The sequence below is a fragment of the Burkholderia territorii genome, assembly GCF_902833055.1.
GTDB classification, from domain to species: Bacteria; Pseudomonadota; Gammaproteobacteria; order Burkholderiales; family Burkholderiaceae; genus Burkholderia; species Burkholderia territorii.
Map to the genome: position 1 here is coordinate 112,883 of NZ_CADFEJ010000007.1, position 22,740 is coordinate 135,622.

A 22,740-nucleotide genomic window follows, 5' to 3' on the forward strand; every position below is an offset into this window, starting at 1 on the left:
GCCGGCTCGACGTCACGGCCGGCGCATCGGCGCCGGCATCCCGAATCGGATGCGACGCCGGCTCCGGCCGTCCGCGCCGCGTACAATAGTGGACTTTTGCACGTCCTCACCCGCCTTATGTCCTCGCCCACCCTGTACGAATTCTTCGCTCCCTGCCCGCGCGGCCTCGAAGCGGCGCTTGCCGCCGAGCTGGCCGAAATCGCCGGCCGACACCTGGACGGCGCGCCGTTCACCGCGGGCGCGCAGGTGCCGGGCGGCGTTCATTTCCGCGGCGGCTGGGCTGCCGGCATGGCCGCGAACCTCCATTCGCGCATCGCGAGCCGGATCCTGCTGAAGATCACGCACCGCCCGTACCGCAACGAACAGGATGTCTACGCGCTCGCGCTCGAGCAGCCGTGGGAACGCTGGTTCGCGTCGACGCAGACGCTGCGCGTCGACATCACCGCGATCAAGTCGCCGCTGAAGAGCCTCGAATTCGCGACGCTGCGCGTGAAGGATGCAATCTGCGACCGGATGCGCGACAAGACGGGCGCACGCCCGAGCATCGATACCGGCGCGCCGGACGTGCGCGTGTTCGCGTTCCTGACGGCCACCGAGTGCACGCTGTACCTCGATACATCGGGCGAGCCGCTGTTCAAGCGCGGCTGGCGCCTCGACAAGGGTGCGGCACCGCTGCGCGAGAACCTCGCGGCCGGCATCCTGCGCCTGACGGGCTGGACGCCCGGCACGCCGCTGTACGACCCGATGTGCGGCAGCGGCACCTTCCTCGCGGAAGCCGCGCAGATCGCGCTGGGCGTCGCGCCGGGCGTCGAGCGCCGGTTCGGCTTCGAAAAGCTCAAGCAGTACGACATCACCGCATGGCAGGGCCTGAAGGTCGCGGCGATCGACGCGAAACGCGCGGCGCGCGGCAAGCGCGATTCGCTCGGCGTGTACGGCAGCGACATCTCGGGCGACATGCTCGAGAAGGCGCGCGCGAACCTCGAGCGCGCGGGCGTGCCGTCGGTGTGGCTCAAGCAGGTCGACGCGCGCGGGATGACGCCGCCGTGCGACGGCCCGGGCATCATCCTCGCGAACCCGCCGTACGGCGAGCGGATCGAGGTGCGCGGCCGCAGCGCGCGCGGCGAGGTGCGCGAGACGGGCCGCAATCGCGGCAACGACGACGCATTCCGCCGCACGCACACCGATGCGCCGGACAGCGAATTCTTCAACGCGCTCGGCGATGCGCTCAAGCAGCGCTTCACCGGCTGGCAGGCGTTCCTGCTGACGTCGGACCGCTCGCTGCCGGGCCAGCTGCGCCTGCGCGAATCGGCGAAAACGCCGCTGTTCAACGGCGCGCTCGAATGCCGGCTGTTCCGCTTCGACCTGATCGCCGGCAGCGTGAAGCCACGCCCGGCCGCGCCGGAAGGCGACGCCTGACACGCGCGACGGCCGCCGCGGCCGCCTGCCGACATCCCCACGACGCCCGGCCCGAGCCGGGCGTTTTATTTCCAGCGCACGCGCGCGGGACAAGCCCGTCCCGCATGACGCCACGCCGCCCTCGCGCCGCTTCGGTTCCCGCACGCCTTTGACCCTCGAAGCCGAGGGGCCTCCCCTTTTTGTCAGTACCGCCACGACTACTGACAGCACGCTGTCAGCAGCCCCCGATCACACTGCAATCCCGGCGCAATGCAAGGCTGGTTTCCATCAAGAATCCAAACAACAAGGAGCTCGTCATGACGTCCGCAACCGCAACTGCAACCGAAGCCGCAACCCTGGAACGCGCGATCGCGTGGTTCGACATCCCGTCCCTCGATTTCGACCGGGCGATCCGTTTCTACGAAACCGTGCTGCAGACGACGCTGCAGCGCGAAGTCATCGGCGGCGTGCCGATGGCCATGTTCGATCACGAAGCGTCGGGCACGGGCGGCAGCATCGTGTTCGATCCGCAGCAGATGAAGCCGAGCGCGAACGGCGTGCTCGTGTACCTGAACGCCGGCGAATCGGTAGTCGCGGCGCTCGAACGCGCGAAGCGCGCGGGCGGCGTCGTGCAGGGCTCGGTCGTCGAGCTGCCGAACAACTACGGCTACATCGGCTACCTGATCGATACCGAAGGCAACCGCGTCGGCCTGCACGCACCGAAATGCCACTGAGCGCGTCCACGATCCGGCCGGGGCGGCGCTATCATCGCGAAGTCCCCGTAGCCGTTGGAGTCGAGGTTCAGCCATGACGCGCCGTGCCGACCGCTTGTTCCAGATCGCCGAGCTGCTGCGCGGGCGCCGTCTCACGACCGCGCAGCAGCTCGCCGACTGGCTGTCGGTGTCGCCGCGCACGGTCTATCGCGACGTGCGCGACCTGCAACTGTCAGGGGTGCCGATCGAAGGCGAAGCCGGCATCGGCTACCGGCTGAACCGCAACGCGAGCCTGCCGCCGCTCACGTTCACCGCCGAGGAGCTCGCGGCGCTCGCGGCCGGCGCGCGGATGCTCGAGACCTGGGGCGGCGCGCGCTTCGCGGGCGGCGCGCGTTCGGCGCTCGCCAAAATCGCGTCGGCGATGCCGGCCGACAAGCGCACCGCGCTCGACCGCCTGCCGGTGTTCGCGCCGTCGTTCCACATCGACGAGACGTTCTGCGCGAAGGTCGACGCGATTCACCAGGCGGTCGACACGCGTCACGTCGTCAGCTTCGACTACCGCGACCGGCTCGGCGCGCACACGAAGCGCCGCGTGTGGCCGCTCGGGCTCGTCTACTGGGGCGGACGCTGGACGATCGGCGCGTGGTGCGAGCTGCGCGACGACTTCCGCACCTTCGACATCGCGCGAATGGGCGACATCACCGTGCACGAGCAGTTTCCGGACATGGAAGGCCGGCGCATCGCCGACTACATGCGAATCGCGGAAGCGCCGATGCGCTGACGCGCGTCGCCGCCATGCGCGTGCCGGGGCGCCCGCGCCCCGGCCGCGCCCGTCATTCGCAGAACACCACCGATCGCTTCGGCCGTTCGTCGACGTGCAGCGAAAACACGTCGGCGCGCGCGTAATGTCCGACCACATCGAAGTCGTAACGCGCCCGCACGAGCTCGTCCGTATCGATGCGCGCGGTCACGAGCCCGGCCTCGCCGATGAGCGGCTCCGTGAGCAGGTCGCCGAGCGGCCCGACGATCACGCTGCCGCCGCGGATCAGCGGTCGCTCGGGATCCCAGCCGGGCACGTCGATGCCGAGCGCGCGCGGCGACGGCTGCACCTGGCACGCGCTCACGACGAAGCAGCGCCCTTCGTGCGCGATGTGCCGCATCGAGCTTTGCCACAGATCGCGTTCGTCCACGGTCGGTGCGCACCAGATCTGCACGCCTTTCGCATACATCGCGCAGCGCAGCAGCGGCATGTGGTTCTCCCAGCAGATCGCGGCACCCGCGCGGCCCGCCGCCGTGTCGACCACCGGCAGCGTCGAGCCGTCGCCCTGCCCCCAGATCAGCCGTTCGGTGCCGGTCGGCATCAGCTTGCGGTGCTTCGCGACGAGCCCGTCGCGCGGATCGAAGAACAGCGCGGTGCAGTACAGCGTGCTGCCGCCCCGCTCGATCGCGCCGACCACGAGGCTCGCGCCGGTGCGCTGCGACAGCGCGGCCAGTTCGTCGGTCTCGGGGCCCGGCACGTCGATCGCCTGTGCGGCGTAGCGCGCGTACGCGTCACGGCCCTCGGGAAGCCGGTAGCCGAGCCGCGTGCCGAAGATCTCGCCTTTCGGATAGCCGCCGAGCACGGCCTCGGGCAGCACGACGAGCGACGCATCGCTGTCGCGGATCGCGGCTTCGTAGCCGAGGATCGTGTCGAGCGTGGCGCGCGTGCCGGCGGGCGATGCGCCGATCTGCAGCGCGGCGATGACTGAAGTGGACATGAAGGCGTCTCCGATGAATGGAGACGCCATCTTTGTCGATATCATTTCATCGATCAAATCGATAAAACGATAACTGATATGAATGTGGATGATATCGCCGGGCTCGACCTGAACCTGCTGAAGGTGTTCGAGGCGCTGTACGAGGAAGGCGGCGCGAGCCGCGCGGCGTTGCGGCTCGGCCTCACGCAATCGGCGGTCAGCGCGGCGCTCGCGCGGCTGCGCGTGATTTATGCCGATCCGCTGTTCGCGCGCACCGGCCGCGGGCTCGCGCCGACGCCGCGCGCGGACGAACTGAAGCCGATCCTGTCCGATGCGCTGGACCGCTGTCGCGCCAGCCTCGCGATCGCGGCGGACGGCGGCGAACGGGTCGGCCGCACGATCTCGATCGGGCTGTCGGACGACTTCGAGATCGCGCTCGGCCGCGCGCTGATCGACGCGGTCGCACGCGAAGCCGCGGGCATCCGGCTGATCTTTCGGCAGACGCACAGCGGTATCGCGGGCGACGCGTTGCTGCGGCACGGCGTCGATCTCGCGATCGCGTCGGGCGGTTTCTCGGCAAACGGGCTCAGCCGACGCGCAGTCGCGACGGGCGGCTACGCGTGCCTGATCGATCCGTCCGGCCGCGCGCAAGAGCCGCGCGCACTCGCGCTTGCCGATTTCGTGCAGCGCGATCACCTGCTCGTGTCGTCGGGCGGCGTGATCGGGATCGTCGACGAAGCGCTGGCCGCACTCGGTCACAAGCGACGCGTCGCGGCGTCGACCACGCATTTCGCGGCGCTGCCCTACCTGCTCGCGGGCTCCGACGCGGTGGCGACGATTCCGGCGCACGCGGCTCGCGCGATCGCAGAGGCGACGTCGCTGCGCGCGCTGGCGTGCCCGGTCGAGTTGCCGCGCTACCCGGTGGAAATCGGCTGGCGCACGAGCACACAGCGCGACCCGGCGATCATGCGCGTGCGCGACACGATCGCCGCCTGCGTCGCGACCATCGTCACTCCGTGATGAACGAGACGCGATTCCACCGGTGACCGTCATTCCGGCCGGCGCGGATCGGACCTCGCGGCGCCGCCCATGCGCATCGCTGGCGCCGGGCGCCGGGCGCGCGTCACCGCCGCAAGACCGATCGGGGTCGGATCCGTCCAACCTGCCGGCCGGCAGCGTCCGGGCGCAACCGGTAAAATGCCGAACCATGAAACCCGAAATCTGGACCCCGCATGTGACCGTCGCGGCGCTCGTCGAGCGTGCCGGTCGCTTTCTCGTGATCGAGGAAGAAACCTCGACGGGCCTGCGCATCAACCAGCCGGCCGGCCATCTCGAGGCCGGCGAGACGCTCGCCGACGCCGTCATCCGCGAGACGCTCGAGGAAACCGCGCATCCGTTCGTGCCCCACGCGCTCGTCGGCGTCTATCTCGCGCACTACGAGCGCCCGGGCAGCGCCGGCGCGACCTACCTGCGCTTCACGTTCTGCGGCACGGCCGGCGAGCCGCTGCCGGGCCACCTGCTCGACGACGGCATCGTCCGCGTGCTGTGGATGAGCGCCGACGAGCTGCGCGCGTGCAGCGAGCGCCATCGCTCGCCGGCGGTGATGCGCTGCGTCGACGACTATCTCGCCGGGCGGCGCATTCCGCTCGATTTCGTGCACACGCATTCGGTCGCGCCGCGCCCGGAGGCATTCGACCGTCAGGCGGTAAACAAATGAGCAAGCGCCGTGTGGTAGTGGGCATGTCGGGCGGCGTCGATTCGTCGGTGACCGCGTGGCTGCTGAAGGAACAGGGTTACGACGTGGTCGGCCTGTTCATGAAGAACTGGGAAGACGACGACGACGGCGAATACTGCTCGACGCGCCAGGACTGGATCGACGTGGTATCGGTGGCCGACCTGATCGGCATCGACGTGGAAGCCGTGAACTTCGCGGCCGAATACAAGGACCGCGTGTTCGCCGAATTCCTGCGCGAATATTCGGCCGGCCGCACGCCGAACCCGGACGTGCTGTGCAACGCCGAGATCAAGTTCAAGGCGTTCCTCGACCACGCGATGTCGCTCGACGCGGAAATGATCGCGACCGGCCACTACGCGCGCGTGCGCGAGCGCGACGGTCGCTTCGAACTGCTGAAGGCTTTCGATCATACGAAAGACCAGTCGTACTTCCTGCACCGGCTGAACCAGGCGCAGCTGTCGAAGACGATGTTCCCGCTCGGCGAGATCCCGAAGACGAAAGTGCGCGAGATCGCCGCGCAGATCGGCTTGCCGAACGCGAAGAAGAAGGATTCGACCGGCATCTGCTTCATCGGCGAACGGCCATTCCGCGACTTCCTGAACCGCTATCTTCCGACGAAACCCGGCCCGATGAAGACGCCCGACGGCAAGGTGGTCGGCGAACACATCGGCCTCGCGTTCTACACGTTCGGCCAGCGCAAGGGCATCGGCCTCGGCGGCAGCAAGGACGGCAACGGCGACCCGTGGTTCGTCGCGGCGAAGGACATCGCGTCGAACACGCTGTACGTCGTGCAGGGCCACGATCATCCATGGCTGCTGTCGCGCGAGCTCGTCGCCGGCAACGTGAGCTGGGTCGCGGGCGAGCCGCCGGCCGAAGGCTTCTCGTGCGGGGCGAAGACGCGCTACCGGCAGGCCGATGCGGCGTGCACATTCGGTCGGGCCGCGTTCGGTCGGGTCGCGCCCGGCCAGGCCGACGGCGAGCACTTCTCGCTCACGTTCGACGACCCGCAATGGGCGGTCACGCCCGGCCAGTCGGCCGTGCTGTACGACGGCGAGATCTGCCTCGGCGGCGGCATCATCGAGTTCGCGGCCACCGGCCAGCCCGGCCAGACGGCGCCGGCAGTAGCCCAAGGCGTGCTCGCCGAAGCACGCTGACATCCATTCGGTTTAGACTTGCGGCACGCCGCGCCCGGCGGAACACGATTCCGCCGCGGCCGGTGCGCCGCCGCGCAGCGTACGCATGGCGGCATTTCAAGATTCTTACGGAGTCCCCATGCTTTCCAGACGCTACCTCGCGATGTGGTGCGCCGTGCTGCTGCTCGTTGCGGCGGCTGCCCTCGCATCGCTCCACGTGCTTTCCTGGTTGTGGATCGTCATCCCCGTCGTGCTCGTCGCCGTCGGCCTGTACGACCTGAACCAGGATCGTCACGCGATCCTGCGCAATTATCCGCTCTGGGGCCATTTCCGGTTCCTGTTCGAGTTCATCCGCCCCGAGATCCGCCAGTATTTCGTCGAGGACGACACCGACGAGAAGCCGTTCTCGCGCGCGCAGCGCAGCCTCGTCTATCAGCGCGCGAAGAACGTCGCCGACAACCGCCCGTACGGCACCGAGCTGAACGTGAAGGCCGTCGCGCACGAGTGGATCAGCCACTCGCTCGCGCCGACCAAGCTGCCGAGCCACGACTTCCGGATCCGGGTCGGCGCGAGTCGCGCGCAGCCGTACGACATTTCGATCTTCAACATCTCGGCGATGAGCTTCGGCTCGCTGTCCGCGAATGCGATCCGCTCGCTGAACCTCGGCGCGAAGAAAGGCGGCTTCGCGCACGACACCGGCGAAGGCTCGCTGTCGAAGTACCACCGCGAGCACGGCGGCGATATCATCTGGGAAATCGCGTCCGGCTACTTCGGCTGCCGCAACGACGACGGCACGTTCAACCCGGACAAGTTCGCGAAGCAGGCGGCCGATCCGCAGGTGAAGATGATCGAGATCAAGCTGTCGCAAGGCGCGAAGCCGGGCCACGGCGGCGTGCTGCCGGCCGCGAAGATCACGCCCGAGATCGCCGAGACGCGCGGCGTGCCGATGGGCAAGGACTGCATCTCGCCCGCGACGCACTCGGAATTCTCGACACCGCGCGGCCTGCTCGAATTCGTCGAACGGCTGCGCACGCTGTCGGGCGGCAAGCCGACCGGGTTCAAGCTGTGTATCGGCCATCCGTGGGAATTCTTCGGGATCGCGAAGGCGATGATCGAGACGGGCATCGTGCCGGACTTCATCGTCGTCGACGGCGCGGAAGGCGGCACCGGCGCGGCGCCGCTCGAATTCACCGACCACGTCGGCGTGCCGCTGCAGGAAGGGCTGCTGCTCGTGCACAACACGCTCGTCGGGATCGGCGTGCGCGACCGCGTGAAGATCGGTGCGAGCGGCAAGATCATCACCGCGTTCGACATCGCGCGCACGCTCGCGATCGGCGCGGACTGGGTGAACTCGGCGCGCGGCTTCATGTTCGCGGTCGGCTGCATCCAGGCGCAGCACTGCCACACCGACCGCTGCCCGACCGGCGTCGCCACGCAGGATCCGGTGCGCCAGCGCGCGATCGTCGTGCCCGACAAGGCCGAACGCGTGTACAACTTCCACCGCAACACGCTGCATGCACTGCAGGAACTCGTGCAGGCGGCCGGCCTCGGCCATCCGTCGGAGTTGCGCGCGCATCACATCGTGCAGCGCGTCGCGCCGCACGAGGTGCGGCTGATGTCGCAATTGCTGAAGTACCTGAAGCCGGGCGCGCTGCTCGACGGCCAGACCTGCGGCTATACGCTGTACGACAAGTGGTGGCCGATCGCGCGCAGCGATTCGTTCGTGCTCGGCGAAACCGTTTACGCATCGATCGAATAACGCGCGATCGCGCGCCGCCGGCGCGTCTCGCATAAAGAAAAGCGCCCCGCGGGGCGCTTTTTCTTCGTCTGCCAGATCCGCCGCCGGCGGCCGCTCAACCTTGCGGCAGCGTGTCGACGAACGTCTGCCGCTGCGACAGCTTCGCGAAATGCTTGTCGAGGTTCGGATGGCGATCGCGCCAGTTGAGTTCGGGCATCCGGAAGTCCAGATAGCCGAGCGCGCAGCCGAGTGCGATATCGGCGAGCGTGTAATGATTACCGACGCACCACGTCTTGCCGCCGAGGCCCTGCGACATCGCGACGAGTGCGTCGTCGATCTTGCGTTGCTGACGCGCGATCCAGCTCGCGCTGCGCTGCGCTTCGTCGCGCAGCGTGTATTCGAGACGAATCGCCACGGCCGCATCCAGCACGCCGTCGCCCAGCGCTTCCCAGCAACGCACTTCGACACGTTCGCGCCCCGACGGCGGAATCAGCTTGCCGACCGGCGACAGCGTGTCGACGTATTCGCAGATCACGCGGGAATCGAACACCGCGGCACCATCCTCCATCACGAGACACGGGACCTTGCCGAGCGGATTCGACGCATGAATGTCGGTGTCCGGCGCCCACACGTTCTCGAGCTCCAGCTTGTAGTCGATCTTCTTTTCAGCAAGCACGATCCGCGCCTTTCGGACGTACGGGCTGCTGAGCGAACCGATTAATTTCATCATCTGCCTTTTTAAGGGAACCGCCGAGAGTATACGTTGTCGCCGATCATAACCGGGCGGCGCGACCGGGTAGAAAATCTGCCCGTCCGGCCTGTGGATGGTTTGCAACAGCCGTCGGCGAGCGCCGTCCGGCGCGGCTTGCGGCCACGCCTCTCACGCGCGGCGCCCGGCGGCGCTACAATCGCACGATGAATGCGCCCCTCGATACCGCCATCGCCGTCGACGTCTACCGCCAGCGCCGCGAACGCGTGCTTGCCGCACTGCGCGCCGCGGGCGGCGGCGTCGCCATCGTCCCGACCGCGCCGGAAATGCTGCGCAACCGCGATACGGCTTTCCCGTACCGGCATGACAGCTACTTCCACTACCTGACGGGCTTCACCGAGCCGGATGCCATGCTCGTGCTGAACGCGGCCGGGTCGCACGGCGCGCCGGAATCGATCCTGTTCTGCCGCGCGAAGAATGCCGACCGCGAGATCTGGGAAGGCTTCCATTACGGGCCCGAGGCCGCGCGCGATGCGTTCGGATTCGACGCGGCCTACGCGGTCGACGTGATCGACACCGAAATGCCGCGCCTGCTCGCCGATGCGGGCACCGTGCACTACCGGTTCGGCGCGTCGGCCGAGTTCGACCGCCAGCTCGCCGGCTGGATCGACGCGGTGCGCGCGCAGGCACGCACGGGCGTCGCCGCGCCCGACGCGCTGCTCGACCTCACGCCGCTGCTCGACGACATGCGGCTCGTGAAGGACGAACACGAACTCGCGATCATGATGCGTGCCGCGCACATCTCCGCGCTCGCGCATCGCCGCGCGATGCAGGTGTGCCGCCCGGGGATCCGCGAGTACGAACTCGAGGCCGAGCTGCTGTACATGTTCCGCAAGCATGGCGCGCAGGCGCCGGCGTACGGGTCGATCGTCGCGGCGGGCGCGAACGCGTGCGTGCTCCATTACCCGGCCGGCAACGCGAGCGCGCGGGACGGCGACCTGATCCTGATCGACGCCGCGTGCGAACTCGACGGCTACGCGTCGGACATCACGCGCACGTTCCCGGCCAACGGGCGCTTCTCCGCCGCGCAGCGCACGCTGTACGACATCGTGCTCGCCGCGCAGCAGGCCGCGATCGACGCGACGCGCGCGGGCGTACCGTTCGAGGTGCCGCACGACGCGGCCGTGCGCGTATTGGCGCAAGGGCTGCTCGATACGGGCATCATCGCGAAGTCGCGCTTCTCGAACGTCGACGACGTGATCGCCGAGCGCGCGTACGCACGCTTCTACATGCATCGCACCGGCCACTGGCTCGGCATGGACGTGCACGATTGCGGCGACTATCGCGAGCGGCTCGCCGCGCGCGATGCCGACGGCGCGTTGCCGTGGCGCACGCTCAAGCCCGGCATGACGCTGACCGTCGAGCCTGGCCTGTACGTGCGGGCAGCCGACGACGTGCCGCCCGAGTACTGGAACATCGGCATTCGCATCGAGGACGACGCGATCGTGCGCGAGCACGGTTGCGAGCTGATCACGCGCGACGTGCCGGTGGCGGCCGCCGAGATCGAGGCGCTGATGCGCGCGGGCGCGGCGCACGGTGCGTGAGCGTCCCGCAAGTTGCCATCGCGCCGCTGTCGCGCCACCTTCGGCTCGCCGTTGATTCGCCGTTGACCGTTACCCCGTTTCACGAACACTGATGACGACCGCTTCCTCCCCGGCCACGCCGGACTACGATCTCGCCATCGTCGGCGCGGGCCCCGTCGGGCTCGCGCTCGCCGGCTGGCTCGCCCGACGCAGCGCGACGCAGCACGCGTCGATCGCGCTGATCGACGCGCGCGAACCGGCCGCGAGCGCGAACGACCCGCGTGCGATCGCCGTGTCGCATGGCAGCCGCGTGCTGCTCGACACGCTCGGATGGCCGGGCGACGCAACGCCGATCGAGCACATTCACGTGTCGCAGCGCGGCCATTTCGGCCGCACGCTGATCGATCGCGACGAGCACGACCTGGCCGCCCTCGGCTACGTCGTGCGCTACGGCTCGATCGTGCAGGCCCTCGCGCAGGCGGTGCGCGGCACGCGCATCGACTGGCTCACGTCGACCACCGCCCGCACGCCGCGACAGGACGCCGACGGCGTCACGCTGACGCTCGACGGCCCGCAAGGCGAGCGCACGCTGCGCGCGCGCCTCGTCATCAATGCCGAAGGCGGGTTGTTCCACGAACGGCAGGCCGATACCGGCAAGCATCACCGCGACTACGGTCAGACCGCGATCGTCGGCACGGTCACGGTCTCGGCGCCGCGCCCGAACGTTGCATGGGAACGCTTCACGCACGAAGGCCCGCTCGCGCTGCTGCCGCTCGGCGGTCCGCGCCAGGCCGAATATTCGCTCGTGTGGTGCTGCGCGCCCGACGAGGCGGCCCGACGCGCGGCCCTTCCCGACGACGCGTTCCTGCGCGAACTCGGCGCTGCCTTCGGCGAGCGGATGGGCCGGTTCATCGCGATCGCGGGGCGCGCATCGTTTCCGCTGGGACTGAGCGCGGCGCAAACGCTCGTCAACGGTCGCATCGCGATCGTCGGCAATGCCGCGCAAACGCTGCATCCGGTCGCAGGCCAAGGGCTCAACCTGGGGCTGCGCGACGCGCACACGCTCGTCGACGCGCTGTCCGCCCAGGGCTTCGAACCTACCGCACTTGCCACCTTCAACGCGCGGCGCGCGCTCGACCGGCGCTTCACGATCGGCGCGACCGACACGCTCGCGCGGCTGTTCACGGTCGACGCCGGCCCCCTCCCGCTGCTGCGCGGCGCGGCGCTCACCGCGCTCGAATTCGTACCGCCGCTCAAGAAGGCGATCGCGCGCCAGATGATGTTCGGCCAGCGCAGCTGACGCGCGGCGCGGTGCGCGTTGCGCGCCGTCAGGCGATGCAAACCGGGTCAAATCGGCGGGGCATGGGAATACGGTAAAATGCGCGTTTTCCCTCCGCCCTTTTTTGCCCGCGACGCCCGGCGCCCGCGGGCGGTGCCATTGCGATGCCCGTTATCGGCTCTCACGTATTGCGTAACAACCTGTTCGTCGCCCCGATGGCCGGCGTGACGGATCGTCCGTTCCGCCAGCTGTGCAAGCGGCTGGGGGCCGGATACGCCGTGTCCGAGATGGTCGCGTCGAATGCGCAGCTGTGGAAGAGCGCGAAGACGATGCGGCGGGCGAACCACGAAGGCGAAGTCGAGCCGATCGCGGTGCAGATCGCCGGCGCCGATCCGGCGATGATGGCCGAAGCCGCCCGCTACAACGTCGACAACGGCGCGCAGATCATCGACATCAACATGGGCTGCCCGGCGAAGAAGGTCTGCAACGTCGCGGCCGGCTCCGCGCTGCTGCAGAACGAGCCGCTCGTGCAGCGAATCGTCGAGGCCGTCGTCGCGGCGGTCGGCACGGGCCCGGATGCGGTGCCCGTCACGCTGAAGATCCGCACCGGCTGGGATCGCGAGCACAAGAACGCGGTCACGGTCGCGCGCCTGGCCGAAGCGGCCGGCATCTCGATGCTGACCGTGCACGGCCGCACGCGCGCCGACCTCTACCGCGGCGACGCGGAATACGACACCATCGCGGCCGTGAAGGCGGCCGTGCGCATCCCGGTCGTCGCGAACGGCGACATCACGTCGCCGGCAAAAGCGAAGGCCGTGCTCGACGCAACCGGCGCCGACGCACTGATGATCGGTCGCGCCGCGCAAGGCCGGCCGTGGCTGTTCCGTGAAATCGATCATTTCCTGCAAACCGGCGAGCTGCTGCCCCCGCCGCGGATCGACGAGATCCAGCACGTGATGAACGAACACCTGGAAGACCACTACGCGTTCTATGGTGAATTCACGGGCGTCCGTACTGCGCGCAAGCACATCGGCTGGTACACTCGCGGCCTTTCCGGTGCCAACGGGTTCCGGCACAGGATGAACACGCTCGATTCCACCCGCGAGCAGCTCGCCGCCGTCAACGCATTCTTCGAGGCGCAAAAGGCGCTGTCGGACCACCTCGTCTACGTCGATGACGAAGAGGAAAACGGCCAGGGCGAGTCGGACGACCATAACCAGTTAGCAGCATGAGCAAGCACAACATCGAACAATGTGTCCGCGAGAGCCTGGACGTGTATTTCCGGGATCTAGACGGCTCCAATCCGCACGACGTCTACGAAATGGTGATGTCCTGCGTCGAAAAGCCGATGCTCGAGGTCGTGCTCGTACAGGCCGGCGGCAACCAGTCGCTCGCCGCGGAGTACCTCGGCATCAATCGCAATACGCTGCGCAAGAAGCTGCAGCAGCACGGCCTGCTGTAGGCGGCCGTCCCGTCCCCGTTTCCCTGGCTATTGGTGGTTCCATCATGATCAAGCAAGCGCTCATTTCCGTTTCCGACAAGACCGGCATCGTCGACTTCGCGAAGTCGCTGTCCGACCTCGGCGTCAAGCTGCTGTCGACCGGCGGCACCGCAAAACTGCTCGCCGACGCCGGCCTGCCCGTTACCGAAGTGGCCGACTACACGGGCTTTCCGGAAATGCTCGATGGGCGCGTGAAGACGCTCCACCCGAAGGTGCACGGCGGCATCCTGGCGCGCCGCGACCTGCCCGAGCACATGCAGGCGCTCGAGCAGCACGGCATCCCGACGATCGACCTGCTGGTCGTGAACCTGTATCCGTTCGTCGCGACGATCGCGAAGGACGACTGCACGCTCGCCGACGCGATCGAGAACATCGACATCGGCGGCCCGACGATGCTGCGCTCGGCCGCGAAGAACCACCGCGACGTGACGGTCGTCGTCGATCCGGCCGACTACGCGGTCGTGCTCGACGAAATGAAGGCGAACGGCAACGCGGTCGGCTACGCGACCAATTTCCGCCTCGCGACGAAAGTGTTCGCGCACACCGCGCAATACGACGGCGCGATCACGAACTACCTGACGAGCCTGACCGACGAGCTGCAGCACGCGTCGCGCAGCGCATACCCGGCCACGCTGAACATGGCGTTCGACAAGGTGCAGGACCTGCGCTACGGCGAAAACCCGCACCAGAGCGCGGCGTTCTACCGCGACATCGCGACGCCGGCCGGCGCGCTGGCGAACTACCGCCAGCTGCAGGGCAAGGAACTGTCGTACAACAACATCGCGGATTCGGACGCGGCGTGGGAATGCGTGAAGACGTTCGACGCGCCGGCCTGCGTGATCATCAAGCATGCGAACCCGTGCGGCGTCGCGGTCGGCAACGACTCCGCCGACGCGTATGCGAAGGCATTCCAGACCGACCCGACGTCGGCGTTCGGCGGCATCATCGCGTTCAACCGCGAAGTCGACGAGACGGCCGCGCAGGCGGTCGCGAAGCAGTTCGTCGAAGTACTGATCGCGCCGTCGTTCTCGGACGCCGCAAAGCAGGTGTTCGCGGCCAAGCAGAACGTGCGCCTGCTCGAAATCGCGCTGGGCGACGGTCATAACGCGTTCGACCTGAAGCGTGTGGGCGGCGGCCTGCTCGTGCAATCGCTCGATTCGAAGAACGTGCAGCCGAGCGAGTTGCGCGTCGTCACGAAGCGTCAACCGACCGCGAAGGAAATGAACGACCTGCTGTTCGCATGGCGCGTCGCGAAGTACGTGAAGTCGAACGCGATCGTGTTCTGCGGCAACGGCATGACGCTCGGCGTCGGCGCCGGGCAGATGAGCCGCGTCGATTCCGCGCGCATCGCGAGCATCAAGGCACAGAACGCGGGCCTCACGCTGGCCGGCTCGGCTGTCGCGTCGGATGCGTTCTTCCCGTTCCGCGACGGTCTCGACGTCGTCGTGGCGGCAGGCGCGACCTGCGTGATCCAGCCGGGCGGCTCGATGCGCGACGACGAAGTGATCGCCGCGGCCGACGAGCACGGCATCGCGATGGTCCTGACGGGCGTGCGTCACTTCCGTCACTGATCGCACGCGGCCCGCGCGGCCGCTGCATGAAAACCCGGCGGCATCACACCCGCCGGGTTTTTTATTGCGCGGCGCCCGCGCGGGCCACCGTGCGGCCGGTGCCGTACACCATTCGTTGTAGTATCGCTGCATCAGGTTTTTCTCCTCACTCATGCGAATTCTCGGCATCGACCCCGGCCTGCGCGTCACGGGTTTCGGCATCATCGACGTCAGCGGCCACCGGCTCGCCTATGTCGCAAGCGGCGTGATCCGCACGCCAACGGCCGACCTGGCGACCCGGCTCGGCACGATCTTCCAGGGTGTATCGACGCTCGTGCGCGAACACGCGCCCGACCAGGCCGCGATCGAGCAGGTGTTCGTCAACGTGAACCCGCAGTCGACGCTGCTGCTCGGCCAGGCGCGCGGCGCCGCGATCTGCGGGCTCGTCGCCGGCGGCTTGCCGGTGGCCGAATACACCGCGCTGCAACTGAAGCAGGCCGTCGTCGGTTACGGCCGCGCGACCAAGTCGCAGATGCAGGAGATGGTCACGCGGCTGCTCAATCTCACGGGCCAGCCCGGCAGCGACGCGGCCGACGCGCTCGGGATGGCGATCTGCCACGCGCACAGCGGCAATACGCTGGGCACGATCAGCGGCCTCGCGCCGGCGCTCGCGAAAAAGGGGCTGCGGGTGCGGCGCGGACGGCTCGTCGGCTGACGCGACGGCACGTACGTCAACGACGCTAAGCGCAGTGCGCGTGCGACCGCCCTGCCCGCCCGATCGCCCTGTGGCACGCACGCGTGCCGAGTCGCGTTGCCCCGCCGTGACGGCCAATCCATCGGCATCGCGCCGCACCTGCGCTACACTCGCGCTTTCTTCCTCGCTTCCCGCCATCCATGATCGGTCGCATCGCCGGCATCCTGCTCGAAAAGAACCCGCCCCACCTGCTCGTCGACTGCAACGGCGTCGGCTACGAGATCGACGTGCCGATGAGCACCTTCTACAACCTGCCGCAGACGGGCGAGCGTGTCGTGCTGCTCACCCAGCAGATCGTGCGCGAGGACGCGCACCTGCTGTACGGCTTCCTGACGCCGCAGGAGCGCACGACCTTCCGCGAACTGCTGAAGATCACCGGTATCGGCGCGCGCATGGCGCTGGCCGTGCTGTCCGGCATGAGCGTGCAGGAGCTTGCGCAGGCGGTGACGATGCAGGACGCCGCGCGTCTCACGCGCCTGCCCGGCATCGGCAAGAAAACCGCCGAGCGCCTGTTGCTCGAGCTGAAGGGCAAGCTCGGCGCGGACCTCGGTGCGCTCGCCGGCGCCGCATCCCCGTCCGACCACGCGACCGACATCCTCAATGCGCTGCTCGCACTCGGCTACTCGGAAAAGGAAGGCCTCGCCGCGATCAAGAACGTGCCGGCCGGCACCGGCGTGTCCGAAGGCATCAAGCTCGCGCTCAAGGCACTGTCGAAGGCGTAACGCCCGGCCGAGCCGGCTGTCGGAGCCAGTGTCGCGCCGCCGTGCGGCGCGCGCCAGTCGGCCGTTCGGCCAGTTCGACCGCGTGAGCGCGCGCGGTACAATGGCCGCATGATTGAAACCGACAAACTCGCCGCCGAGCGGATCATCGCCGCCACGCCCGCCTCGTCGCACGAGGAGGTGTTCGAACGCGCGCTGCGGCCGCGCCAGCTCGACGACTACGTCGGCCAGGAAAAGGTGCGCGGCCAGCTCGAGATCTTCATCGAGGCCGCGAAGCGCCGCTCCGAGCCGCTCGACCACGTGCTGCTGTTCGGGCCGCCGGGCCTCGGCAAGACCACCCTCGCGCACATCATCGCGCGCGAGATGGGCGTGAACCTGCGCCAGACGTCGGGACCCGTGCTGGAGCGCGCGGGCGATCTCGCCGCGCTGCTGACCAACCTCGAAGCGAACGACGTCCTGTTCATCGACGAAATCCACCGGCTGTCGCCGGTCGTCGAGGAAATCCTGTATCCGGCGCTGGAGGATTACCAGATCGACATCATGATCGGCGAAGGGCCGGCCGCACGCAGCGTGAAGCTCGACTTGCAGCCGTTCACGCTGGTCGGCGCGACCACGCGCGCGGGGATGCTGACCAACCCGCTGCGCGATCGCTTCGGGATCGTCGCGCGCCTCGAGTTCTACGATGCCGACCAACTGTCGCGCATCGTGCGACGCTCGGCGTCGCTGCTGAATGCGCAGATCGATCCGAACGGCGCGCTGGAAATCGCGAAGCGCTCGCGCGGCACGCCCCGGATCGCGAACCGGCTGCTGCGCCGCGTGCGCGACTATGCGGAAGTGAAGGCCGACGGCCAGATCACCGCGGCCGTGGCCGACGCCGCGCTCGCGATGCTCGACGTCGATCCCGTCGGCTTCGACCTGATGGACCGCAAGCTGCTCGAGGCGATCCTGCACAAGTTCGACGGCGGCCCGGTCGGTATCGACAACCTCGCCGCCGCGATCGGCGAGGAGCGCGACACGATCGAGGACGTGCTCGAGCCGTACCTGATCCAGCAGGGCTTCCTGCAGCGCACACCGCGCGGGCGCGTCGCGACGCTGCTCACGTACCGCCACTTCGGCCTCTCGGCGCCCGATGCCGGCAGCACCGAACGCGGAATGTGGGACGCCGCCGACGGGAAGTAACCGCCCGCCCGCGCCACGACTGCCATGACCACGCCGCCCGGCCCGCACCCCGCCACGCCCACGCCGGGCCCGCGCTGGGTCGAACCGATCCGCAAGCGGCTCGTGGCCGGCATCACGCACCTGACGACCGGCGGCGGCGGTCCGTCGATCGACCTGTCGTCGCCTCCCGGAGACCCGGGGCTGTTCGGCCCGGACGCCATCTGCTGGCGCGTGCATGCCGATTTCACGTCGATGATGACGGGCGGCATTGCCGCGCTGCTGCTGCAGGCGCTCCATCCGCTCGCGCTGGCGGGCGTCTGGGATCACTCGTCGTTTCGCACCGACATCCTCGGCCGCTTGCGACGCACCGCCACGTTCATCACGGGCACGACGTTCGGCAGCCGGGCGGACGCACTCGCGCTGATCGAGCGCGTAAAAACGATCCACGCACGCGTATCGGGTACCGCGCCCGATGGCCGGCCTTACCGGGCCGACGATCCGGCGTTGCTGACCTGGGTGCACGTCGCGGAAGTATCGAGCTTCCTCGCCGCCCATTTGCGCTACGTGAACCCGTCGCTGTCTGGCGAACTGCAGGATGGCTACTACGCTGAAACGGCATTGATCGCCGAATTGCTCGGCGCCCGCGACGTGCCCCGTTCGCGTGCGGAAGTCGCGGCGTATTTCACGCGGATGCGGCCCGAGCTCGAAGCAGGGCCGCGTACCTTCGCCGTCATGGACGTCCTGCTCAACGTGCCGATCTCGACGCCCGCGCTGCGGCCGGCCGCGTCACTGATCATGCATGCGGGCATCGACCTGCTGCCGCACTGGGGGCAGCGCATGCTCGGTGTGTCGACGTTCGCGCCGCTGCGGCGCGCGGTGGTACGGCCCGGTGTCAGGGCGGTCGCGCCCGTGCTGCGCTGGGCGCTCGTCAACGGCGCATCGAAACGCGCACGCCGTCGTGCCACCGCGACGCCGCCCGACGGCGCCCCACCCGCCTGACGATCCACTTCTTGAGATCATTTCGATTCGCCGTCGGATTCCCGTGACGGCCGCACCGATGCAATCAAGGGGGGGAAGAAGTACACCAAAGGAGAATGCGACGCACCGCGCCGGCCAATCGCGGCCGACAGCCCGGGAAGATCGCGTACGCGCTCAACTTCCAGACAGGCCGCCACGCGCTGCCGCACCAGGCCACTCCGGGAAGGCGGCACCGCCCGCTCATGCCGGCGAGACCGGCATGAACACATCAAAGTACCTTACGATACCCGTCGTCGTCGCTCGCGGTATCCAGATGCGACACGTCGGCCCATTGCACGACCTGCGCACGACCATCGACGTAATCGACAACGTTGATGCTGGTATTCAGCAACGGATAGCTGCGCGGCGCCGACAGGTCGAGGCCGTTTGCAAAGCGATACACACAATCGAGCACGCCGCCGTGCGCGACGCATGCGATCCGCCCGCCCGGATGCGCCGCGACGATCGGCTCGAGCGCATGCAGCACGCGATGATAGAACCCGCGCTGCGACTCGCCGCCGTCGGGCGCGAAACCCGGGTCGCGCGTCTGCCATGCGGCGTACGCGTCCGGAAACAGCGTCTCGATCTCGGTGCTGTCATGCCCCTGGAATACGCCGTACGCGCGTTCGCGCAGCCCTTCGCGCAACCGCAGCGGCAGCCCGAGCGCATCGGCAAAGGGTTGCGCGGTCTGCTGCGCACGCATCAGGTCGCTCGAATAGATCGCGTCGAGCCGCTGCCCTTCATGCATTTCCCGCGCGAGCCGCGCGGCCAGCCGCTGCGCCTGCGCGAGCCCGGTGTCGGCCAGCGGAATGTCGATATGGCCCTGGATGCGCTTGATGCGGTTCCAGGCCGTCTCGCCATGACGAATGAAGAGAATCTGCGTGGTGGCCATCGCGGCGCGTCTCCGGGGAAAGTCAGGGCCGCACTTGCAGCCAGAACGTCACGGGGCCGTCGTTGACGAGCGACACCTGCATGTCGGCGCCGAACTCGCCCGTCTCGACGATCGGATGACGCGCGCGCGCGGCCGCGACGAAATAGTCGAACAGGCGCGCGCCTTCGTCGGGCGGCGCGGCCGGCGTGAAGCTCGGCCGCAGCCCGCTGTTGGTATCGGCCGCGAGCGTGAACTGCGACACGAGCAGCAGGCCGCCGGCACCGCCCATGCCGTCGATGTTCGACACCGGCAGATTCATCTTGCCCGCCGCGTCGCTGAACACGCGATAGCCGAGCAGCTTCGCGAGCAGCTTGTCGGCCGCGGCCTCGGTGTCGCCACGTTCCGCGCAGACGAGCGCGAGCAGCCCCGCGCCGATCTCGCCCGTCGTGCGGTCGCCGACGCGCACGTCGGCGCGCTTCACGCGCTGGATCAGCGCGATCATGCGGTCAGCGTGACGCGCGCGAAGCGGCGTTTGCCGACCTGCACGACGAACTCGCCGGCTTCGACCTTCAGACCCTTGTCGGACACCGTCGCGCCATCGATCTTCACGCCGCCCTGTTCGATGTTGCGCAGCGCTTCGCTCGTCGACGGCACGAGGCCCGCCTGCTTCAGCAGCTGGCCGATCGCGAGCGGCGCGCCCGCGAGCGTGACCGACGGAATGTCGTCCGGCACACCGCCCTTCGCACGGTGATTGAAGTCTTCCAGCGCGCGCTCGGCGTCGGCCTGCGAGTGGAAGCGCGCGACGATTTCCTGCGCGAGCAGCACCTTGAAGTCGCGCGGATTGCGGCCGCCTTCGGCCTCGCGCTTGAAACCGGCGATTTCGTCGAGGCCGCGGAACGACAGCAGCTCGAAGTAACGCCACATCAGCGTGTCCGAGATGCTCATCAGCTTGCCGAACATGTCGTTCGGCTTCTCGCTGATGCCGACGTAGTTGCCCTTCGACTTCGACATCTTCTCGACGCCGTCGAGGCCTTCGAGCAGCGGCATCGTCAGGATGCACTGCTGTTCCTGGCCGTACTGCTTCTGCAGTTCGCGGCCGACGAGCAGGTTGAACTTCTGGTCGGTGCCGCCGAGTTCGAGGTCGGCGTTCAGCGCGACCGAGTCGTAACCCTGCATCAGCGGATACAGGAATTCATGGATCGAGATCGGCACGCCGCTCTGGAAGCGCTTCGTGAAATCCTCGCGCTCGAGGATCCGCGCGACCGTGTAGCGCGACGCGAGCTTGATCATCCCGTCCGCGCCGAGCGGCATCGACCATTCGCTGTTGTAGCGAATTTCGGTCTTGGCGCGATCGAGCACGAGCGCGGCCTGTTCGAAGTAGGTCTTCGCGTTCGACTCGATCTGCTCGCGCGTGAGCGGCGGGCGCGTCGCGTTGCGGCCCGACGGGTCTCCGATCAGCGACGTGAAGTCGCCGATCAGGAAGATCACGGTGTGGCCGAGATCCTGCAGCTGGCGCATCTTGTTCAGCACGACCGTATGGCCGATGTGAATGTCGGGCGCGGTCGGATCGAGGCCGAGCTTGATGCGCAGCGGCGTGCCGGTAGCCGCGCTGCGCGCGAGCTTCTGCGCGAACTCTTCCTCGATCAGCAGTTCGTCGACGCCGCGCTTCGTGACGGCGAGCGCATGGCGGACTTCGTCGGTGATCGGGAAAACAGGCTTGGAACTGGGTTCGGTGCTCATCGGTGCCGGGGAAGAATGTCGCAAAGACAGGGATTTTCCCATAACTTGCGCGTGCATCGCTTAACGATGCGTCAGGTTGCGCGGATAATCGGGCGCAAGGCGCGCGGCACCGGCCCGCGCCGCTCGATCCAGGAGAACCCAACGTGCCGCAACGACATCCGCAACCCGCCCATCCGGCCGACGGCATTTACTTCGGGCTGATGTCGGGAACCAGCATGGACGGCGTCGACGGCGTCGCCGTGCGTTTCGAGACCGGCCGCGCGCCGGTCGTGCTCGCGGAAGCGTTCGTCGGCTTCGCGCAATCGCTGCGCGATGCGCTGTTCGCGCTGCAGCAGCCCGGCGACAACGAGATCGACCGCGAATCGGTCGCGGCGAACGCGCTCGTCGCGCGCTACGCGGTGTGCTGTCACGAATTGCAGCGCACCGCCGGCCTGTCGCGCGACGAGGTGCGCGCGATCGGCGTGCATGGCCAGACGGTCCGACATCGTCCCGAGCGCGGCTACACGCGCCAGCTCAACAATCCGGCCCTGCTCGCGGAGCTTGCCCACATCGACGTGATCGCCGATTTCCGCAGCCGCGACGTCGCAGCCGGCGGCCACGGCGCGCCGCTCGCGCCGGCGTTCCACGCGACGATCTTCGGCGCGCCGGGCGAGACGCGGGTCGTCTGCAACCTCGGCGGCATCAGCAACATCACCATCCTGCCCGGCGATGGCGGCGACGTGCGCGGCTTCGACTGCGGGCCCGCGAACGCACTGCTCGACGCGTGGGCGACGCGCCATCTCGGCAAGCCGTACGACGACGGCGGCAAGTTCGCCGCACGCGGCACCGTGCACGCGCCGCTGCTCGACGCGCTGCTCGACGAGCCGTACTTCGCCGCGCCGCCGCCGAAAAGCACCGGCCGCGACCTGTTCAATCCGGCGTGGCTCGACGCAAAGCTCGCCGGGTTCGCGCAGCTCGCGCCGGAACACGTGCAGGCCACGCTGACGGCACTCACCGCCGTCTCGGTCGCCCGCGAAGTCGCGCAGCATGCGGCGGATTGCAAGGCCGTGTTCGTGTGCGGCGGCGGTGCCCGCAATCCGGTGCTGCTCGCCGCGCTCGCGAATGCGCTGCGCGAGGCCGGCGTGCCGGCGACGGTGGAGACGACCGCAGCGCTCGGCGTGCCGCCGCAACAGGTCGAAGCGCTCGCGTTCGCGTGGCTCGCATATCGCTTCACCGCGCGCCAGCCCGGCAACCTCCCAAGCGTGACGGGCGCCGCGGACGCGCGCGTGCTGGGCGCGCTTTATCCGCGCTGATGGCCGGCCGGGACGCGTCGAGACGCAGGCCGCGCGGTTCGCGCCGCGCGCAGGCATAAAAAACGGGGCATGAAGCCCCGTTTTTCACTCCGCCGGACCGGACAGAATTTGTCGTGC

Annotated in this window: 22 protein-coding genes and 1 pseudogene; 18 read left to right on the forward strand and 5 right to left on the reverse strand. The window is 68.5% G+C overall.

Going from position 1 to position 22,740, the window contains the following annotated elements; genetic code table 11:
* The first annotated feature begins 117 nt into the window (after window positions 1-117).
* From HW466_RS15485 to HW466_RS15495, 3 genes are all read left to right on the forward strand, one after another.
* On the forward strand, window positions 118-1,416 hold the full coding sequence (locus HW466_RS15485) for a THUMP domain-containing class I SAM-dependent RNA methyltransferase (protein WP_151006814.1): 1,299 nt from the start codon (window positions 118-120) through the stop codon (window positions 1,414-1,416).
* A gap of 296 nt (window positions 1,417-1,712) precedes the next feature.
* Window positions 1,713-2,129, forward strand: a complete 417-nt coding sequence (locus HW466_RS15490) for a VOC family protein (protein ID WP_059452011.1) — start codon at window positions 1,713-1,715, stop codon at window positions 2,127-2,129.
* A 73-nt stretch (window positions 2,130-2,202) separates the two neighbouring features.
* Window positions 2,203-2,889, forward strand: coding sequence for a helix-turn-helix transcriptional regulator (locus HW466_RS15495; protein WP_059452010.1), 687 nt, complete (start codon window positions 2,203-2,205; stop codon window positions 2,887-2,889).
* Between the two features lie 52 nt (window positions 2,890-2,941).
* Here HW466_RS15495 and HW466_RS15500 read toward each other — a convergent pair whose 3' ends face one another.
* Window positions 2,942-3,865 (reverse strand): carbon-nitrogen hydrolase family protein, encoded by a 924-nt coding sequence (locus tag HW466_RS15500; protein WP_174905557.1) that lies wholly within the window; start codon window positions 3,863-3,865, stop codon window positions 2,942-2,944.
* 78 nt (window positions 3,866-3,943) lie between these two features.
* Between HW466_RS15500 and HW466_RS15505 the strand changes: the two genes are divergently transcribed.
* The 4 genes from HW466_RS15505 (at window position 3,944) to HW466_RS15520 (ending at window position 8,471) form a co-directional block, all read left to right on the forward strand.
* On the forward strand, window positions 3,944-4,864 hold the full coding sequence (locus HW466_RS15505; protein WP_174905558.1) for a LysR family transcriptional regulator: 921 nt from the start codon (window positions 3,944-3,946) through the stop codon (window positions 4,862-4,864).
* Between the two features lie 187 nt (window positions 4,865-5,051).
* Window positions 5,052-5,561, forward strand: coding sequence for an NUDIX hydrolase (locus HW466_RS15510; RefSeq protein WP_059452007.1), 510 nt, complete (start codon window positions 5,052-5,054; stop codon window positions 5,559-5,561).
* Window positions 5,558-6,733 (forward strand): tRNA 2-thiouridine(34) synthase MnmA, encoded by a 1,176-nt coding sequence (mnmA, locus tag HW466_RS15515; protein ID WP_151005867.1) that lies wholly within the window; start codon window positions 5,558-5,560, stop codon window positions 6,731-6,733. Before HW466_RS15510 ends, mnmA begins: the two co-directional genes overlap by 4 nt.
* A 118-nt stretch (window positions 6,734-6,851) precedes the next feature.
* Window positions 6,852-8,471: an FMN-binding glutamate synthase family protein gene (locus tag HW466_RS15520; RefSeq protein WP_059506938.1), complete on the forward strand. Its 1,620-nt coding sequence runs from the start codon at window positions 6,852-6,854 to the stop codon at window positions 8,469-8,471.
* Window positions 8,472-8,565: 94 nt separating this feature from the next.
* Here HW466_RS15520 and HW466_RS15525 read toward each other — a convergent pair whose 3' ends face one another.
* On the reverse strand, window positions 8,566-9,180 hold the full coding sequence (locus tag HW466_RS15525) for a glutathione S-transferase family protein (protein WP_059452004.1): 615 nt from the start codon (window positions 9,178-9,180) through the stop codon (window positions 8,566-8,568).
* Between the two features lie 185 nt (window positions 9,181-9,365).
* Between HW466_RS15525 and HW466_RS15530 the strand changes: the two genes are divergently transcribed.
* The 10 genes and pseudogenes from HW466_RS15530 to HW466_RS31920 form a co-directional block, all read left to right on the forward strand.
* Window positions 9,366-10,763 carry an aminopeptidase P N-terminal domain-containing protein gene (locus HW466_RS15530; protein ID WP_059506937.1) on the forward strand — a complete coding sequence of 466 codons (1,398 nt, stop codon included), beginning with the start codon at window positions 9,366-9,368 and terminating at the stop codon, window positions 10,761-10,763.
* Window positions 10,764-10,854: 91 nt separating this feature from the next.
* Window positions 10,855-12,042 (forward strand): UbiH/UbiF/VisC/COQ6 family ubiquinone biosynthesis hydroxylase, encoded by a 1,188-nt coding sequence (locus tag HW466_RS15535; RefSeq protein ID WP_059506936.1) that lies wholly within the window; start codon window positions 10,855-10,857, stop codon window positions 12,040-12,042.
* A 143-nt stretch (window positions 12,043-12,185) separates the two neighbouring features.
* Window positions 12,186-13,253, forward strand: a complete 1,068-nt coding sequence (dusB, locus tag HW466_RS15540) for a tRNA dihydrouridine synthase DusB (RefSeq protein ID WP_059506935.1) — start codon at window positions 12,186-12,188, stop codon at window positions 13,251-13,253.
* Entirely contained in the window at window positions 13,250-13,483 is a 234-nt protein-coding gene (locus tag HW466_RS15545; protein ID WP_006476892.1) for a Fis family transcriptional regulator, read from the forward strand. Before dusB ends, HW466_RS15545 begins: the two co-directional genes overlap by 4 nt.
* Before the next feature lie 44 nt (window positions 13,484-13,527).
* Window positions 13,528-15,093 carry a bifunctional phosphoribosylaminoimidazolecarboxamide formyltransferase/IMP cyclohydrolase gene (gene purH, locus HW466_RS15550; protein ID WP_059768388.1) on the forward strand — a complete coding sequence of 522 codons (1,566 nt, stop codon included), beginning with the start codon at window positions 13,528-13,530 and terminating at the stop codon, window positions 15,091-15,093.
* 151 nt (window positions 15,094-15,244) lie between these two features.
* Complete coding sequence (ruvC, locus tag HW466_RS15555; RefSeq protein WP_059465409.1) at window positions 15,245-15,787, forward strand: crossover junction endodeoxyribonuclease RuvC; 543 nt, start codon at window positions 15,245-15,247, stop codon at window positions 15,785-15,787.
* Between the two features lie 179 nt (window positions 15,788-15,966).
* Window positions 15,967-16,548, forward strand: a complete 582-nt coding sequence (gene ruvA, locus HW466_RS15560) for a Holliday junction branch migration protein RuvA (protein WP_021162490.1) — start codon at window positions 15,967-15,969, stop codon at window positions 16,546-16,548.
* Window positions 16,549-16,656: 108 nt separating this feature from the next.
* Window positions 16,657-17,724 carry a Holliday junction branch migration DNA helicase RuvB gene (gene ruvB / locus HW466_RS15565; RefSeq protein WP_059451997.1) on the forward strand — a complete coding sequence of 356 codons (1,068 nt, stop codon included), beginning with the start codon at window positions 16,657-16,659 and terminating at the stop codon, window positions 17,722-17,724.
* 24 nt (window positions 17,725-17,748) lie between these two features.
* A complete protein-coding gene (locus HW466_RS15570; RefSeq protein WP_151004925.1) occupies window positions 17,749-18,702 on the forward strand; it encodes an oxygenase MpaB family protein in 954 nt (317 codons plus the stop codon).
* A 48-nt stretch (window positions 18,703-18,750) separates the two neighbouring features.
* Window positions 18,751-18,944: pseudogene (locus HW466_RS31920) on the forward strand (hypothetical protein); the annotation flags it as partial.
* A 5-nt stretch (window positions 18,945-18,949) separates the two neighbouring features.
* Here the strand turns inward: HW466_RS31920 and HW466_RS15575 are convergent.
* From HW466_RS15575 to tyrS, 3 genes are read right to left on the reverse strand one after another with little or no spacing between them, the layout of a single operon-like run.
* Entirely contained in the window at window positions 18,950-19,612 is a 663-nt protein-coding gene (locus HW466_RS15575) for a histidine phosphatase family protein (RefSeq protein WP_151004923.1), read from the reverse strand.
* Between the two features lie 22 nt (window positions 19,613-19,634).
* On the reverse strand, window positions 19,635-20,093 hold the full coding sequence (gene dtd / locus HW466_RS15580; RefSeq protein WP_059451994.1) for a D-aminoacyl-tRNA deacylase: 459 nt from the start codon (window positions 20,091-20,093) through the stop codon (window positions 19,635-19,637).
* A complete protein-coding gene (gene tyrS, locus HW466_RS15585; RefSeq protein WP_059451993.1) occupies window positions 20,090-21,331 on the reverse strand; it encodes a tyrosine--tRNA ligase in 1,242 nt (413 codons plus the stop codon). The genes dtd and tyrS overlap by 4 nt, the downstream gene beginning before the upstream one ends.
* A gap of 143 nt (window positions 21,332-21,474) precedes the next feature.
* Here tyrS and HW466_RS15590 point away from each other — a divergent pair, with 143 nt between their 5' ends.
* Window positions 21,475-22,623, forward strand: a complete 1,149-nt coding sequence (locus tag HW466_RS15590; RefSeq protein WP_174905559.1) for an anhydro-N-acetylmuramic acid kinase — start codon at window positions 21,475-21,477, stop codon at window positions 22,621-22,623.
* Window positions 22,624-22,740: the final 117 nt, after the last annotated feature.